A 16,787-nucleotide genomic window follows, 5' to 3' on the forward strand; every position below is an offset into this window, starting at 1 on the left:
CGAACCCCGGGGTAGGCAACGTGGAGGCATGCCTCCTCACACCGCAGACCCTGCCGAGCACCACGTTGCCGCCGAAGATCACACCAGGGCTTGCCCTGGTCAAGTCTGAGGGGATGCGCCTGACGGCATTTGCCGTCCGACTCCCGGGCATGGTCCACATCCGTGTGGTACGCCGGGAGTAAGCGGACGTGATGCTCTTCTTCGTTCCTTGCCCCTTTCGGCGTGCCTGCCTACGCCCAGGAAGGGCGATAAATCGTGACTACGATCTTCGAAGAGACGGCCGTTATCCATGATCACGTTCCGCCGCGGCCGGTGAACAAGCTCCCTGAACTTGCTCCAATCGCCGCACGTCGCAAGGCCGCCGAGAAGCTCGTCGACGCCTTCGGCCTCAACTCTGAAGCTGCTTCTTGCATTGCAAACGCAGTCGTCGACCCCGCCGAGCTTCGATGCTCGATCGAGATCCCTACGGAGCTCGCGATCACTGGCGGCGTCCTTCTGGCTGTCCGAGCGCGAGTGTGGACACGGCGGACGCTGCCGGACATTCGCAACCCCCGTATCGGTGATGCCCGTCGGCACCCAGTTGCGGTTGAACCGGGGACTGACGAGGAGTCCCGGTTTGCTCCGGTTGACGATCCCACAAGTACCGGCACCACGCCCCACCTCGAAGTCAAGGTTGAATCAGCAGAGCACATGACCTGGGCCTCAGCCCTTGCAGCGCGCGCAGTACTGGACGCGAACGACTGGCGGTACTCGATTCGCAACCAAGGAGTGCTGACCGAGGTATGGCTGGTCGCCAACCGCTATGTCCACACGGCTGAAGACATCTCCGACCTTTGGGCGGTCACTACGGCCGAAGGGTCCTCGCGTACTACCGCCGCTCACGACATTCTCGGTGACGCCAACAGCGTCGACATGGTCGTGAAGGCTGAGTCCGACACGTTCATGCGGTCCCGGATCAAGGAACTGAACACCGCGCTCGAGCAGGGGCCCACAGTCAAGCAGTCCGAAGCGCTGCGTTGCGAAACCATGCCGGCGCTCATTCTCGTCGGGTACCGGCCATTGCCAGGAGGCCCGGACCGGTTCTCCTCAGCGGTCAAGTCTCTCGTGGCACTCCGCCACGTCGACGCCCCGAAGGAATGGGGTGAGGGACCAGAACTGGAGTCCCTCGCGGACGAGGCGCTGACGGTGATGGAGGATCGGCGCATCCTCACCTCACGGCGTCGGCGATGGCTTGCGGGCGCCATTAGTCGCTCGGAAGCGACGAAGGCCCACCTCCCTGCCGATCCTGCAATTCGGGCCGCCGAGATCATCGCGCTGTTCACACGCGACGACCAAGCCCTCCGCGATGCGATTCGCGACGCAGTAACCCGCCAGTCGACTCGCAAGCGGATCACCAAGAACTTCCGCGTGAAGTTGGCAGTGGCACTGATCGTGAGGTCGGTGGCTGGAGAAGGAGCTAGCCCTGATCGCGTCCGCCGCTACATGCAGCATGGCTTCGTCTCCGTACGCGACAACCACTTCACCCCTACACACCGCAATGCCGACGACGTTCTTGTCGATGCGCTAGACGAGTTCGAAGACGATCCGGCAAGTACTCCTCGGAGGGCACGCCTGGAACTCGCGGCCCGGGCCGCCTACCCACTCATCGCGACGCTGTCTTTGTGGGCCGACCGCGGCAGCCGCGACAATCCGAACGATGACGACCGACGGCGCCCGGGCGAGGTGATTGACACAATGCTCACCTCACGCCTTGGCATCCGTCAGCTTCACCGCGCCATCGTCGACCACAGCGATGGCCGCCGTACCCTCCGTGCCGTGAATGAGGACGGCACCATCCGCCTGACCGAGGATCGTGCACAGGACCAAACCCTTAACGATGTCTACCTACGCTCGACGTTTCCCAAGGCAGGAGCGCCGGCTCGCCCCTCTTCCACGAACACCCCTGACGACGCGTTGCGTGATGCTGCCGCCGTTCTCGGCGCTGCTGTGAGGGCTGTCGGGGAAGCCATGGCGGCCATGCGGGCGGTCAAGGCGGCCGATGGTGCCGACCACGTCGAAACCGTCGGCGTCGATCTGAACCATGTAAACGAGTGGAAGAACGTCTTGGCCTCCACCACGGATGACCTCGTCTACTGGGGCCGAACCTGGCAGCGCCGAAACAGCAAGAACGGCCGAGCCACTGCGCGGCGCGAGGACAGTTGGGTTTCCGAATACCTGGACGACCCCGACAGCGCTGTCGAGGCCTGGGAGGATGAGGACTCCGACACTGTTGAGACCACTTCATGACGCCGGAACGGCTCGCCTCTCTCGCCTCCTATGCCGGCGAGTGGCTGCATGCTCAAGGGCCGACTGGTCCGTTTCCATTTACGACAGACATTCCCGTCCGCCCATCGAAGGCTGTCTATGTCATTTGCGCCTGGTCCGGGCAAGTCCTTTACGTTGGCTCGACCGTCGTCGGGGTCTCCCAGCGCATCACCCAGCATCTGAGGGATCTTGGTAAGACCCTCGACTGGTCAACCGTATATGTCATTCCACTCAATGACGGCACCCCGGTCGGGACTGTCCGGCGGATCGAGGGACGTATAGGTAGAGCCGTCGGCCCCGCACGGAATAAGGCGCTGCCTCGTATCGCCACGGCGCGCTGATGAGTAGCCGCTGGTCCCGATTCGAGCCGGGACCAGCGGCGGCCCGAAGCTTGACGCAGGCAGCTGCAGCTTCCGCTTCTCAACTCCGCCACACCCGCAAAGTCGTCGCCGCTGGCACCAGCGATACGCAGCCTCGAAGATCTGCTGATCTGAGTGACTTGATCTTCGGCCTGCTCGAACGGCAGCCCAGCGAAACATCAGCATGCCCACGGCTGACCGTGGTGCCCCGACCTGCTATCACCCCGGCGACGGCACAGCTGCCCATCGTGTCGGCGCCGAGTGCCAGCATGCTCCCGTGCTGATCCCTGGACACGAAAACGACCCTCTGTTCGCCGGCGAGGAGTTGCTCGCCCTCCCCGGCTTCTGGGCCGCGTACCTGCTGTGGCTCGCGGAGAGTGAGGACTTCGAGCCTGATCCCGCACTGTTCGGCGCCGACGGCGCGGACTCCGACGCGGCCTACGAGCGCCTCTCCGACCCTGCTGCCTGGCCCGTCGTCCGGCTGCCCATGCAGAACGGCCACACCATCCTGATCGTCCACCGCAACTTCCCCGACGACGCCGGGATCGACTACTACCTCTTCCACCCGGACTGGAACCGTACGGTGCCGCTGGCCAGCATCGAGGGTCACTTCTCCGGCCCCGGCCTCGCCTGGCGCGAACTGGCCCACATCGCATGGCACCCCGGCGACGGATCAGAGATCACCGATCCGCACGCTCGCCTGCTCCTCCTGCTGCCCGTCCTCGGCGATGCGGACCTCCCGGCGGACGCCACCGTGACCATCGCCAGCGCCCTCGCCAGCATCGGCACTCCCTCGGAGGCCAGGGCGGCCCTCGCGGGGGCCCTGCTCGACCACCCCTTCTGGGATGGCGAGACCTGGTACCTCGAAGCCGGCTCCCCGCTCAGCGGCGGCTCCGCCACCGAGACCAGCCGGGTCCTTCGCTGCGGCGGCACCTACAGCCCGCGCACGGCGCGCCTCGGGCTCTCGCCCGAACAGGACATCCGCCTCGCCGAGGCCCTCGGCACCGCTGGGTGACATCGGACCCTGGCAACTCCATCGAGCGCTCGAATTGTCGAGCGCCTACAAGCGGGTCGGACCGCTCGCCGTGATCGAGGACCGGCTGCCCGCCGTGTGGATCACCCATCCACCTCAGGCAATAGCGTGACGCGGATCATAGAAAGTCGGTCTCATCATTTGAGACACCTGCCACCCGCGCAGGCCTGGAGGTACGGTCCGTGACCGAAATCCCGCTAACCTGACGCCGCGTCAGCCGCTATCTGGCACGAATCTGGCACGACTGACCCAAATTGGTCCAGACAACAAACAAGCCGCAGGTCCATGACCTGCGGCTTTGCACTGGAGCGGGCGACGAGAATCGAACTCGCGCTATAAGCTTGGGAAGCTCATGTTCTACCATTAAACTACGCCCGCGTGATGGGCCGTCAAGAACGGCTCGATCATGGTCTATGGTACCCCATCCCGGGGCGAGTGCCGTACACCGGCCGGGCGGGAGGGTGGGCGGCGGCGAGCCTTGGCGGGGGATGTCCGGAACATCCCCTAATGTGACGCTGTCCTGCGGTGAGGTCGCCCGCGTGCCGGGGGCTGCCGCGTTGGGGAAGTTGGGGAAGCGTGGGAAGGGGATCGATGGAGCAGCGCACCGTCGTTCGTTGTGCCGAGGGGCACCTGTTCAGCACCAGCACGTTCCCGATGCAGAATCTCGGCGTCGAGCGGCTCGGGCCGGGGCGGCTGATCCGCTGCCCGCGGTGTGGGCGGCTGCGCAACTCGGTACCGGCCGAGGTGGCGCCGGGGTCGGCCCGGGCGACGCGGTAAGGCGCAGTAAGGGGAGGAGGGCGGGGGACTCCAGCGGCAGGATTGGGAGGACTCCGGCGGGAGCACGTAACCTCGATGGCGTGCTGCTATCTGACAAGGACATCCGTACCGAGATCGACAAGGGCCGGGTCGTGATCGACCCCTTCGAGCCCGCCATGGTCCAGCCGTCCAGCATCGACGTGCGGCTGGACCGCTTCTTCCGGGTGTTCGAGAACCACCGGTACCCGCACATCGACCCCTCCGAGGAGCAGCCGGACCTGACCCGGCTGGTCGAGCCGGACGGGGACGAGCCGTTCATCCTGCACCCGGGTGAGTTCGTGCTGGCCTCGACGTACGAGGTGATCACGCTGCCGAACGACGTGGCTTCGCGGCTGGAGGGCAAGTCCAGCCTGGGCCGGCTCGGACTGCTGACGCACTCCACGGCCGGGTTCATCGACCCCGGGTTCAGCGGGCACGTCACGCTGGAGCTGTCCAACGTGGCGACGCTGCCGATCAAGCTCTACCCGGGGATGAAGATCGGGCAGCTCTGCCTGTTCCGGCTCTCCTCGCCGGCCGAGCACCCGTACGGCTCGCAGCGGTACGGCTCGCGTTACCAGGGCCAGCGCGGGCCGACGCCGTCGCGCAGCCACCTGAACTTCCACCGCACCACGGTCTGAGGCAGTCACACCGCGAGGGGGTGGGTCCGGGAGATCCCGGACCCACCCCCTCGGCGTAGCGCGAGCCGGCTCAGATCTGCTTCGGGCGGGTCACCGCGGTGAGTTCGGTGCCGTCCGCGGAGAGGGTCAACTCGGTGCACAGCTCGGCGAGTTGGCCGAGGCGGTGGAGGTGGGTACCACCACAGGCGATCTCCGCCGGGCCGGCCGGCAGCTCGCAGTGCCAGCGGCGGCGTGCGGTCAGCTCGGGGCCGGGGACCTCGATCCGGACCGGGGCGTCGGCGGCCACGAAGCCGGCCAGTCGCTCGTTGACCTCCGCGGTGATCGCGGGCAGCGCGTCGGCCAGGGCCGGCAGCTCGTCCGCGGCCTCCGCCGTGAAGCCCTTCTTGCGGAGCGACTTGCCGAGCCGGTAGACGTCGGTGCTGGCCTCGGTGGTCATCGACGAGGAGGCCATCGCCAGGCTGTCGAAGTCGGGGTTGCCGAAGGCGTCGGCGCGGCCCGGGTCCTTGCGCCAGCGCGGGGCGAGGGCGGCGTTCAGGGCGAGGGCGAGCAGGTGGCAGCCGGTGTGCGCGGCCGAGAGCGCGGCCCGCCGGTCGGCGTCCACGGTCAGCGTGACGGGCTGCCCCACCGCGTCCGCGGCGGGCGCCTGCTCCAGCACGTGCAGCACCAGCCAGGACCACGCCTCGTCGCCGCGCCGCACCGGGATCTCCGGGCCGACCAACGGCTCGCCGCCGTCCGGGCCGACCGCGCCGGTCAGGCAGTCCACCACCGGGTACTCGACGCCGGCCAGGGACAGGGTGCCGGTGTCGGCCGGCTGGTCGGGCCAGGTGTGGTCGAGCGGGTGGAACGGGGTGGCGGCGGTGACGACGGCATGCCGGCCGTCCGCCAGCGGGTGGACCGCGAGGACGGTGGAATCACCGGTGACCGCGCCGCTCGGGAAGCTGACGTGGGTGGTGGGGAGGGTGGTCGGGAGGGTCATTCGGGGACTCCGGGGAGAGGTGCGGGGAGAGAAGGGGGTCAGCCGAGGGTGGGGAGCTTGATCAGCACCAGCAGCACCACCAACTGCAGCGCCGCGGCGCCGGCCGCCTTGCCCCAGGGCAGGTCGTGCACCCGGCGGACCATCGAGGTCAGCAGGAAGCCGCAGAACAGCCAGGTCGCCCAACCGACCGCCTGGACCAGCCCACCGTTGGAGGGCAGCACCAGGGCGAGCAGCAGGCGCGGCGCGTCCGTGGTCCAGCCGATCAGCACCGCCAGTCCGACCGTGGACTGCCAGGGCCCGTCGCCGCCGAGCTGCCGGGCCAGGGCGTAGGTGACGGAGCCGAGGATCAGCCCGGTCAGCGTGAAGCCGACCGCGGCGCCGGCGAGCGACCAGGCGGCCACCGGGAAGGTCGAGTTGACCACCTCGCTGCGGGTGTCGCTGAAGCCGAGCACCACGAGCACCCCGTAGACCAACGAGACCGTGATCGCGGGGAGCCAGGCCTGGTGGTCGCGCATCTGGTCGAAGGTGCGGGTCGGGTTGCGGAAGATGCCGGCCAGCAGCGGCCGCCAGGGCAGCCGGGGACCCGTCGCCCGGGGCGTGGTGCGGCCGCCGGCCCGGTAGGTGGCGATGCTGTCCTGCGCGTACCCGTCCGGTTCGGTCGGCTCGTGGCCGTACCCGCGCGGGTACTCGCCGCCGCGCGGCCGGCTGTAGCCGGGCGGGTACTCGGGACGGTACGGCGACGGGTAGCCCCGGTCCGGCTCGGTCGGGTACCCGGCCTGGGCGTACCCGCCCCCCGGCCCTCCGTACGGCTCCCCCGCCCCGTGGCCACCGACCGGGAAGGGCCGGGTGTGGCCGGGGCTGTCACCGCGGTACGGGTCGTGCGGCGGGGCCGCGAGGTACTCCGGCTCGCCGCCCCACCCGTTCTCATATCCGTTGCCAGCCACCCTCCGACGGTACCCGCACCGGAGGGGTGCGATCGCGCCGGTCGGCCGTCGCGGGCGCATTGCAGCAAGGCTGTGACGCACCGCCGCGACGGTCCGGACCGGCGTTCGATCAGTGGCGCAGCACCGAGCCGTGCACCGCGGCCGCCGTGGTCTGGCCGGCCGGGCAGCCGCCGGGGCCCGCGGTGATGCGCACCGCGCCGACCGGGAGCAGCGTGCCGCAGGCGATCCGGATGCCGCTCGGCAGCTCGTTGTCGGCCTCGACGGTCGCGCCGTCGCCGATCACCGCGCCGTCCAGCGCGGTCCGGTCGCCGATGCTGGCGTACGCGCCGACGATCGAGTCCTTGACGAAGGCGTCGGCACCGATCACCGCGCCCGGCAGCACGACGCTGCCCTCGACGATCGCACCGGCCCGGACCACCGCCCCGGTCGAGACCACGGTGCCGGAGCTGAGCACCGCGCCCGGGTCCACCGTGGCGCCGGGCAGCAGCAGGGCGTCGCCGGTCGGGCCGGGCACGGCCGGCGAGTCGACCTTGCCGAGCACCAGGTCCGCCGAGCCGCGCACGAAGGCGGCCGGGGTGCCGAGGTCCAGCCAGTACGAGGTGTCCACCACGCCGCGCACCAGCGCGCCGGTGGCCAGCAGCTCGGGGAAGGTCTCGCGCTCGACCGAGACCACCCGGCCGGCCGGGATCCGGTCGATCACGGACCGGGTGAAGACGTAGCAACCGGCGTTGATCTGGTCGGTGACGATCTGCTCGGGGGTCTCCGGCTTCTCCAGGAACTCCAGCACCCGGCCGGCCGCGTCGGTCGGCACCAGGCCGAAGGCGCGCGGGTCGGCGACCCGGGTGAGGTGCAGGGTGACGTCCGCACCGGCCTCGACGTGGCCGTCCCGCAGCGCGGCGATGTCCAGGCCGGACAGGATGTCGCCGTTGAAGATCAGCACCGGCTCGTCCGGACCGCAGGTCAGGCCCTCGGCGGCGTTGCGGATCGCGCCGCCGGTGCCCAGCGGCTCGCGCTCGGTGAGGTAGACCAGTTCGATGCCGTAGGGCGAACCGTCGGCGAAGTGCTCCTCGAAGACCTCGGCCAGGTAGGAGGTGGCCAGGACCACCCGGGTCACGCCCGCGGCGGCGGCCCGGGCCAGCTGGTGCGCGATGAACGGCACACCGGCGACCGGCAGCATCGGCTTCGGGGTGTGCGTGGTGAGCGGGCGCAGACGGGTGCCCTGACCGCCAACCAGCATGATCGCCTGGGTCATGGTTTGCGTTTCTCCCCTTGGTTCCGGTCAGCGACCCGGCCTGTGGAGTGGTGACAGGCCGGCGCTTGGGTGCTTGTGGCGGCGTCACGGGCTGCTGTCCGTGGTGCCGCGGGGTGGCCGAAGGTCCTGTGGTGACAGGCCCACCCGGGCCACCGTAATACGTGATTCTGTGCAGGCTGTACCGGCACCGGGTCCGCGAAGCGACCTGCCCCGGGCCGCGGGCCCGGGGCAGGCATCATATGTGAGCTGAGAAGGTGCGAACACATTCGGACTCGGTCCGAACGCGGGCTGCTACACCCCGACCGGCTCGGCCGGGGCCTCGGGGGCCTGCGGGACGGCCTTCACGGAGTCGAGCAGCAGCTGGGCGACGTCGACCACCTTGAGGTGCTCCTTCGCCGCGCCCTCGTTCTTCTTGCCGTTGACCGAGTCGGAGAGCATCACCAGGCAGAACGGGCAGGCGGTGGAGACGATGTCCGGGTTGAGGGAGAGTGCCTCGTCGACCCGCTCGGTGTTGATCCGCTTGCCGATCCGCTCCTCCATCCACATCCGCGCGCCACCGGCGCCGCAGCAGAAACCGCGCTCCTTGTGCCGGTGCATCTCCTGCTGGCGCAGGCCGGGGACCTTGTCCATGATCTCGCGCGGCGGGCTGTAGACCTTGTTGTGCCGGCCCAGGTAGCAGGGGTCGTGGTAGGTGATCAGGCCCTCGACCGGGTTGACCGGGACGAGCTTGCCCTCGTCGATCAGGTGCTGCAGCAGCTGGGTGTGGTGGATCACCTCGAAGTGCCCGCCGAGCTGCGGGTACTCGTTGGCGATGGTGTTGAAGCAGTGCGGGCAGGTGGCCACGATCCGCTTGACCGGGGCTTCCTCCAGCACGGTGTTCAGGGTCTCGACGTTCTGCGCGCCGAGCATCTGGAAGAGGAACTCGTTGCCCAGCCGGCGGGCCGAGTCACCGGTGCAGGACTCCTCCTTGCCGAGGATGGCGAACTTCACGCCCGCGGTGTGCAGCAGCTCGGCGAAGGCCTTGGTGGTCTTCTTCGCGCGGTCCTCGAGCGCACCGGCGCAGCCGACCCAGTAGAGGTACTCGACCTCGGCGGGGTCGATGTCCTCGCCAATCACCGGCACCTCGATGCCGGTCTCCTTCTTGAGCTCCTTGACCCAGTCCAGGCGGGCCTTGGTGGCCATGCCCCACGGGTTGCCCTTGTTCTCCAGGTTCTTGAGCATCGTCCCGGCCTCGGTCGGGAACGAGGACTCGATCATCACCTGGTAGCGGCGCATGTCGACGATGTGGTCGATGTGCTCGATGTCCACCGGGCACTGCTCGACGCAGGCGCCGCAGGTGGTGCAGGACCAGAGCACGTCCGGGTCGATGACGCCGTTCTCCTCGGCGGTGCCGATCAGCGGGCGCTCGGCCTCGGCCAGGGCGGCGGCCGGGACGCCGGCCAGCTGCTCGGCGGTGGCCTTCTCGTTGCCCTCCACGTCCTTGCCGCCGCCGGCCAGCAGGTACGGCGCCTTGGCGTAGGCGTGGTCGCGCAGCGACATGATCAGCAGCTTCGGCGAGAGCGGCTTGCCGGTGTTCCAGGCCGGGCACTGCGACTGGCAGCGGCCGCACTCGGTGCAGGTGGAGAAGTCGAGGATGCCCTTCCAGGAGAAGTGCTCGACCTGGGAGACGCCGAACACGGCGTCCTCGGCCGGGTCCTCGAAGTCGATCGGCTTGCCGCCGCTGGTCATCGGCTGCAGCGCGCCGAGCGCCACCGCGCCGTCGGCGTTCCGCTTGAACCAGATGTTCGGGAAGCCCAGGAAGCGGTGCCAGGCGACACCCATGTCGGTGTTCAGCGAGACGACGATCATCCAGATGAAGGAGACCGAGATCTTGATCGTCGCGACCAGCCAGAGCAGGTTGTGCAGGGTGCCCAGGCTCAGCCCGGAGAACGCCTTCACCAGCGGGTAGGAGACCACGTACGCGGCCGAGTAGTGGTCGACCCCGGCCTGCGCGCCCTCCAGACCGCGCAGGGTCAGGATCGCCACACCGATGATCAGGATGACCGCTTCGATGAAGTACGCGAAGCCCATGTTGGAGCCCGCGAAGCGGGACTTGCGGACCGACTTGCTCGGCAGGCTCAGCTGGCGGATCACGGTCAGCACCGCGATGCCGAGGAAGGTCACCAGGCCGAGCACCTCCTGGAACACCAGGTAGGGCGTCCAGTCACCGACGATCGGGACCTCGAACTTGGGGTCGAAGAGCTGGCCGAACGCGCCGACCAGGGTCAGGATCAGCGCGTAGAAGCCGACGGCGACGCACCAGTGGGCGATGCCGACGATGCCCCACTTGTTCATCCGGCTGTGCCCGAGGAACTCCCGGATCACGGTCACCGTACGGGCCACCGGGTCGTTGATCCGCGCTCCGGCCGGGACGGGCTGGCCGAGCCGGACGAACCGGAAGATCCGCGCGATGGCACGAGCGAACAGCGCCACGCCGACCGCGGTCGTGCCCAGTGAGATGAGGATCGCTGCTAGCTGCATCCGGCTTCTCCGTACTCCAGCGGCGGTGATGGTAGAGGTCGGTCAAGTGTACTCGTGGGTAACTTAACGACCCACCGGGCGGACCCTATCGCCCTGTAGCACCTGTCCAGAAGACGCTCAAGGTATGGCGGCAGTCACGTAAGGCCATAGTCACCCATCCAGCCCCAAAGGGCGAGGAGCGTAAGCGCAGCATAAAAGTTGAGCCGCCTGCACTCAGCCCTGTTGACGCCGCCGCGGCGCTCGGGCATGCTTGAGCCCGTAAAGCTCAACTTCTCCGTGGAGGTATCTACGATGGCACGCGCGGTCGGTATCGACCTCGGCACGACGAACTCGGTCGTCAGTGTTCTCGAAGGCGGTGAGCCCACCGTCATCACCAACGCCGAGGGCGCCCGGACCACGCCGTCCGTCGTCGCCTTCGCCAAGAACGGCGAGGTGCTGGTCGGTGAGGTCGCCAAGCGGCAGGCCGTCACCAACGTCGACCGGACCATCCGCTCGGTCAAGCGCCACATGGGCACCGGCTGGAAGACCAACGTCGACGGCAAGGACTTCAACCCCCAGCAGATCAGCGCCTTCATCCTGCAGAAGCTGAAGCGGGACGCCGAGGCCTACCTGGGTGAGACGGTCACCGACGCGGTCATCACCGTCCCGGCCTACTTCTCCGACTCCGAGCGCCAGGCGACCAAGGAGGCCGGCGAGATCGCGGGCCTGAACGTCCTGCGCATCGTCAACGAGCCGACCGCCGCCGCGCTGGCCTACGGCCTCGACAAGGACGACCAGACCATCCTGGTCTTCGACCTCGGTGGCGGCACCTTCGACGTCTCGCTGCTGGAGATCGGCGACGGCGTGGTCGAGGTGAAGGCCACCAACGGTGACAACCACCTCGGTGGTGACGACTGGGACCAGAAGGTCGTCGACCACCTGGTGAAGACCTTCCAGGCCGGCCACGGCGTGGACCTCTCCAAGGACAAGATGGCGCTCCAGCGCCTGCGCGAGGCGGCCGAGAAGGCCAAGATCGAGCTGTCCTCGTCCTCCGAGACCTCGATCAACCTGCCCTACATCACGGCCTCCGCCGAGGGCCCGCTGCACCTGGACGAGAAGCTCACCCGGGCCCAGTTCCAGCAGCTGACCGCGGACCTGCTGGAGCGCTGCAAGGTCCCGTTCCACAACGTGATCAAGGACGCCGGCATCTCGCTCTCCGAGATCGACCACGTCGTCCTGGTCGGTGGCTCGACCCGCATGCCGGCCGTCGCCGAGCTGGTCAAGGAGCTGACCGGCGGCAAGGACGCCAACAAGGGCGTCAACCCGGACGAGGTCGTCGCGATCGGCGCCGCGCTGCAGGCCGGTGTGCTGAAGGGCGAGGTCAAGGACGTCCTGCTGCTGGACGTCACCCCGCTGTCCCTGGGCATCGAGACCAAGGGCGGCATCATGACCAAGCTGATCGAGCGCAACACCACGATCCCCACCAAGCGCTCGGAGATCTTCACCACCGCCGAGGACAACCAGCCCTCCGTGCAGATCCAGGTCTACCAGGGCGAGCGCGAGATCGCGGCCTACAACAAGAAGCTCGGGATGTTCGAGCTGACCGGCCTCCCGCCGGCCCCGCGCGGCCTGCCGCAGATCGAGGTCACCTTCGACATCGACGCCAACGGCATCATGCACGTCGGCGCGAAGGACCTCGGCACCGGCAAGGAGCAGCGGATGACCGTCACCGGCGGCTCCGCCCTCCCCAAGGAGGACATCGAGCGCATGATGCGCGAGGCCGAGCAGTACGCCGAGGAGGACCACAAGCGCCGCGAGTCGGTCGAGACCCGCAACCAGGGCGAGCAGCTGGTCTACTCCACCGAGAAGTTCATCGCGGACAACGCCGACAAGCTGCCGGCCGAGGTCAAGGCCGAGGTCGAGACCGCGATCGGCGAGCTGAAGGAGGCCCTGAAGGGCGAGGACATCGCGGCGATCCGCGAGGCCACCGAGAAGGTCTCCACCACCGCCCAGAAGCTCGGCCAGGCGCTGTACGCCAACGCCGACGCGGCCGGTGCGGCCGCCGGTGGCGCCGAGAACGTCGACTTCACCAAGGAGGACGACGTGGTCGACGCCGAGATCATCGACGAGGACAAGCCCAAGGGCGGTGCGGCATGACGGAGAAGCCGCAGGGCGTGGAGCCCGGCGACGACTCCAACGCCGACGAGGCCGTCCTCAAGGCCGCGGAGGAGGCCGTCAAGGCGGCCGCCGCCGAGGCCGGCGAGGGCGACGAGCTCGCCGCGGCCAAGCGCGAGCTGCTGGAGCGCACCGGTGACCTGCAGCGCCTCCAGGCCGAGTACCAGAACTACCGCAAGCGGGTCGAGCGCGACCGGCTGACGGTGCGCGAGATCGCCGTCTCCAACATCCTGGAGTCGCTGATCCCGGTGCTCGACGACATCGGTCGGGCCCGCGAGCACGGCGAGGTGACCGGCGGCTTCAAGTCGGTCGCCGAGTCGCTGGAGACCGTGGTCGCCAAGCTCGGGCTGCAGCAGTTCGGCAAGGAGGGCGAGCCCTTCGACCCGAACCTGCACGAGGCGCTGATGCACAGCTACTCCTCGGAGGTCACCGAGGACACCTGTGTGCAGGTCCTCCAGCCCGGCTACCGGATCGGCGAGCGGATCATCCGCCCGGCGATGGTGGCCGTGGCCGAACCGCAGCCGGGCAGTCAGTCCACCGGCGGCCCGGACCCGGAGGCCCCCGAGGCTGACGGTGCGGCCGACAACTGACACGCTGTGCGCTGCGGGGTCGCGCGTCACGACTCGTGACGCGCGGCTCCGCAGCGCCGTATCGACACATCCTGGGAGGTGGCTGCTGCCGTGAGTGCGAAGGACTACGTGGAGAAGGACTACTACAAGGTCCTCGGTGTGCCCAAGGACGCCACCACCGCGGAGATCAAGAAGACCTACCGGAAGCTCGCCCGCGAGTTCCACCCGGACGCCAACAAGGGCGATGCCAAGGCCGAGGAGCGGTTCAAGGACATCTCCGAGGCCTATGACGTGCTCTCGGACGACAAGCGCCGCAAGGAGTACGACGAGGCGCGCAGCCTCTTCGGCTCCGGCGGCCTGCGCGGCGGCGGCACCAACGGCGGCGGCTACAGCTTCGACTTCGGCGATCTCTTCAGCGGCACCCAGGGCGGCGGCGGGGGCGGCATCGGCGACGTCTTCGGCGGGCTCTTCAACCGCGGCGGGCGGGCTGCCCAGCCGCGGCGCGGGGCCGACGTCGAGACCGAGGTGACGCTCAGCTTCGAGGAGGCGGTGGACGGCGCCACCGTCCCGCTGCGGATGACCAGCCAGGCCGCCTGCCGCTCCTGCGCGGGCACCGGCGCCAAGGCCGGCACCACCCCGCGGGTCTGCCCGACCTGCGTCGGCGCCGGCACGGTGAGCCGGGGCCAGGGCGCCTTCGCGCTCTCCGAGCCGTGCCGGGACTGCAAGGGCCGCGGCATGATCGTGGACGACCCGTGTGCGGACTGCCACGGCAGCGGGCGGGCCAGCTCGGCCCGCACCATGCAGGTGCGGATCCCGGCCGGGGTGCAGGACGCGCAGCGGATCCGACTCAAGGGCAAGGGGGCCCAGGGCGAGCGCGGCGGCCAGCCGGGCGACCTCTACGTCACGGTCCACGTCGACGGCCACCCGGTCTTCGGGCGCAAGGGCGACAACCTCACGGTGACCGTGCCGGTCTCCTTCCCGGAGGCCGCGCTGGGCGGCACCATCGACGTACCGACGCTGAACGGGCCGGCGGTCAAGCTCAAGCTGCCCCCGGGCAGCGCGAACGGCCTCACCCTGCGGGCTCGTGGCAAGGGCGCCACCCGCAAGGACGGCACCCGCGGCGACCTGCTGGTCACCGTCGAGGTGACGGTTCCCCAGCACACCACCGGCGAGGCCCTGACGGCACTGGAGCAGTACCGCGAGGCCACCGCTGCTCAGGATCCGCGAGCCGCCCTCTTCAAGGCGGCGGAGGGAGCGTGATGTGACATGAACCCCGACTCCATCGGCGTGGGCCTCGGGGAGGGGCTGCCGGGCGGACCACCGCCCCGGCGGTCCGCGGCGGCCGGCTACGCGCTCACCGAGGACACCCCGGTCTACGTGATCTCGGTGGCCGCCGAGCTCTCCGGTCTGCACCCGCAGACCCTGCGGCAGTACGACCGGCTCGGCCTGGTCTGCCCGGACCGGACCGGCGGTGGCGGCCGGCGCTACTCGGCCCGGGACATCCAGCAGCTGCGCGAGGTGCAGCGGCTCTCCCAGGACGAGGGCATCAACCTGGCCGGGATCAAGCGGATCATCGAGCTGGAGAACCAGGTCGCCGCGCTGCAGGCCCGGATCGGCGAGCTGGCCGCCTCGCTGGAGGGCGCCGCCAGCACGCTCCAGGCCCGGGAAGCCGCGGTGCACGCCTCCTACCGCCGCGACCTGGTGCCGTACCAGCCGGCCCAGCAGTCCAGCGCCCTGGTGGTCTGGCGTCCGCGCAGGTAGACCCCTCAGCAGTGATCAGCCGCCGGTTACCCTCCCTCCGGGGGGTGCCGGCGGCTTCATGGCCTGCGAGACTGGTCAGCCGGGAGCACGGGGGGTGAGGAGCCGAGGATGAATATGCGGGACGAGCCAGGCATGTCCGTTGCCGGCACGGCTACCCTTTCGTCGTCTGCACGCGAACTTTATCTGTCGATCATCCGCTCGGACGGCCGGATCGACCCGGCGACGGCCACCGTCCCGGAAAAGATCTACCTCGACGAGCTGATACAAATCGGCCTCCTGGTGGTCGATCTCGATGATCCCGGCCAACTCGTCGCAGTGGATCCCAAGCATCTGGCCACCCGGCTGAGCACCGACTGGCAGCAGCAGGCGCTCGGCATGCTTTCCCGGGCAATCTCCCTGCCGGCCGAACTCCAGGATCTCGCCGACGCATTCCATTCGCCGTCGCAGGGCGGCGGGACCATTGAATATGTGCGCGGCAAAGCACTGATCAACCAGAAGTTGCGGCATGCCGTGGTCAAGGCCAAGGAGGAGGTGCTGGCCGCCCAGCCCGGCGGCCCGCGGCCTCCGGAGCAACTCGCCGGCAGCATGGCGAGCGACCTGCAGGACCTGCGGCGCGGGGTGGCCGCCCGGACCATCTACCACGCGAGCACCCGCTACCACGGGCCCACCCGGGACTACGTCGCCACGGTCACCCAGGCCGGCGGCGAGTTCCGCACCCTGGACGAGCCCTACACCAGGCTGATCGTGGTGGACCGGGCACTGGCCGTCATTCCGGTGGCGAACGACATGAGCCTCGCGGCGTTCATCCGCGACCGGGCCGTGGTGACCTGCCTCACCGAGGACGTCTTCGAGCGCAACTGGCGGCGCGCGCTGGTCTTCGACGGGGGACGGTCCGTGCCCCAACAGGTCGTGTCGCAACTACGCAAGACCATCGTCGACCTGCTGCTGGACGGCACCAACCACCGGGTGATCGCACGGCGGCTGGGGATCAGTGAGCGAACTCTCGCCCGGCACATCGCCGAACTGCGCGAGGAATACAACGTCGAGTCGCTGTTCCAACTGGGATACGCGATAGCCCGTTCCAGCGACCCGCCGGGAACCCCGAACAACTCCTAGCCCGCCGGCCCCGGAGTTTCCCGTCGGATCACGCGCCGCGAACACCGATCGGCGCGGGCGTCAGCTCCAGTTGTACTCGCCCGGGCTCATCGCGGCCGCCGGTGCCGCAACCGCCTGCACCGAGGAAGTCCGCACCACCCCGGACGAGTTGCCCGCCACCCCGGCATGCGAAGCGGCGGTTGCGCCCAGTGCACCCCCAACCGTCACCAGGCCAACGGCAAGAGACACTCCGACAAGTCGGACAAGACTGCGGATGTCAGGCATATCGCTACCTCCCAGGCGAAGATCGCTTCGGGCGTTCCAGGTCAGATTTAGGTCGAACAATCGCCCCAATGATGCCGCACGCCCTCGGCCTTGTCATCGCCA

The 16,787-nt window shown here is 69.0% G+C and carries 12 protein-coding genes, 1 tRNA gene and 1 pseudogene; 9 read left to right on the forward strand and 5 right to left on the reverse strand.

Annotation, left to right across the window (positions count from 1 at the left end; genetic code table 11):
* Nucleotides 1-255: 255 nt before the first annotated feature.
* Both ACZ38L_RS16880 and ACZ38L_RS16885 read left to right on the forward strand, forming a co-directional pair.
* Entirely contained in the window at nt 256-2,286 is a 2,031-nt protein-coding gene (locus ACZ38L_RS16880; protein WP_465693798.1) for a hypothetical protein, read from the forward strand.
* A gap of 654 nt (nt 2,287-2,940) precedes the next feature.
* Nucleotides 2,941-3,678: a hypothetical protein gene (locus tag ACZ38L_RS16885; protein ID WP_465693803.1), complete on the forward strand. Its 738-nt coding sequence runs from the start codon at nt 2,941-2,943 to the stop codon at nt 3,676-3,678.
* Between the two features lie 322 nt (nt 3,679-4,000).
* Here ACZ38L_RS16885 and ACZ38L_RS16890 read toward each other — a convergent pair.
* A tRNA-Gly gene (locus tag ACZ38L_RS16890) sits at nt 4,001-4,074 on the reverse strand.
* 213 nt (nt 4,075-4,287) lie between these two features.
* Between ACZ38L_RS16890 and ACZ38L_RS16895 the strand changes: the two genes are divergently transcribed.
* Together ACZ38L_RS16895 and dcd are read left to right on the forward strand one after the other, a co-directional pair.
* Nucleotides 4,288-4,473 (forward strand): hypothetical protein, encoded by a 186-nt coding sequence (locus ACZ38L_RS16895; protein ID WP_465693806.1) that lies wholly within the window; start codon nt 4,288-4,290, stop codon nt 4,471-4,473.
* Between the two features lie 80 nt (nt 4,474-4,553).
* Nucleotides 4,554-5,129 (forward strand): dCTP deaminase, encoded by a 576-nt coding sequence (dcd, locus tag ACZ38L_RS16900; protein WP_465693809.1) that lies wholly within the window; start codon nt 4,554-4,556, stop codon nt 5,127-5,129.
* 70 nt (nt 5,130-5,199) lie between these two features.
* Here dcd and ACZ38L_RS16905 read toward each other — a convergent pair whose 3' ends face one another.
* The 4 genes and pseudogenes from ACZ38L_RS16905 to ACZ38L_RS16920 form a co-directional block, all read right to left on the reverse strand.
* Entirely contained in the window at nt 5,200-6,105 is a 906-nt protein-coding gene (locus ACZ38L_RS16905) for a metal-dependent hydrolase (protein WP_396556599.1), read from the reverse strand.
* Nucleotides 6,106-6,143: 38 nt separating this feature from the next.
* Nucleotides 6,144-7,049, reverse strand: a complete 906-nt coding sequence (locus tag ACZ38L_RS16910) for a Yip1 family protein (protein WP_465693815.1) — start codon at nt 7,047-7,049, stop codon at nt 6,144-6,146.
* Between the two features lie 178 nt (nt 7,050-7,227).
* Nucleotides 7,228-8,301 (reverse strand): annotated as a pseudogene (gene manB, locus ACZ38L_RS16915) (mannose-1-phosphate guanylyltransferase); the annotation flags it as partial.
* A 291-nt stretch (nt 8,302-8,592) separates the two neighbouring features.
* Complete coding sequence (locus ACZ38L_RS16920) at nt 8,593-10,821, reverse strand: (Fe-S)-binding protein (RefSeq protein WP_465693817.1); 2,229 nt, start codon at nt 10,819-10,821, stop codon at nt 8,593-8,595.
* 291 nt (nt 10,822-11,112) lie between these two features.
* Between ACZ38L_RS16920 and dnaK the strand changes: the two genes are divergently transcribed.
* The 5 genes from dnaK (at nt 11,113) to ACZ38L_RS16945 (ending at nt 16,421) form a co-directional block, all read left to right on the forward strand.
* Nucleotides 11,113-12,957, forward strand: a complete 1,845-nt coding sequence (gene dnaK / locus ACZ38L_RS16925) for a molecular chaperone DnaK (RefSeq protein WP_396556605.1) — start codon at nt 11,113-11,115, stop codon at nt 12,955-12,957.
* On the forward strand, nt 12,954-13,565 hold the full coding sequence (gene grpE / locus ACZ38L_RS16930) for a nucleotide exchange factor GrpE (protein ID WP_465693823.1): 612 nt from the start codon (nt 12,954-12,956) through the stop codon (nt 13,563-13,565). Before dnaK ends, grpE begins: the two co-directional genes overlap by 4 nt.
* A 90-nt stretch (nt 13,566-13,655) precedes the next feature.
* Nucleotides 13,656-14,804, forward strand: coding sequence for a molecular chaperone DnaJ (gene dnaJ, locus ACZ38L_RS16935; protein WP_465693826.1), 1,149 nt, complete (start codon nt 13,656-13,658; stop codon nt 14,802-14,804).
* Between the two features lie 6 nt (nt 14,805-14,810).
* Nucleotides 14,811-15,305: a heat shock protein transcriptional repressor HspR gene (locus ACZ38L_RS16940; protein ID WP_465693830.1), complete on the forward strand. Its 495-nt coding sequence runs from the start codon at nt 14,811-14,813 to the stop codon at nt 15,303-15,305.
* Nucleotides 15,306-15,419: 114 nt separating this feature from the next.
* Nucleotides 15,420-16,421, forward strand: coding sequence for a hypothetical protein (locus ACZ38L_RS16945; RefSeq protein ID WP_465693835.1), 1,002 nt, complete (start codon nt 15,420-15,422; stop codon nt 16,419-16,421).
* Nucleotides 16,422-16,787 lie beyond the last annotated feature (366 nt).

The sequence above is a fragment of the Kitasatospora sp. NPDC024654 genome, assembly GCF_055559155.1.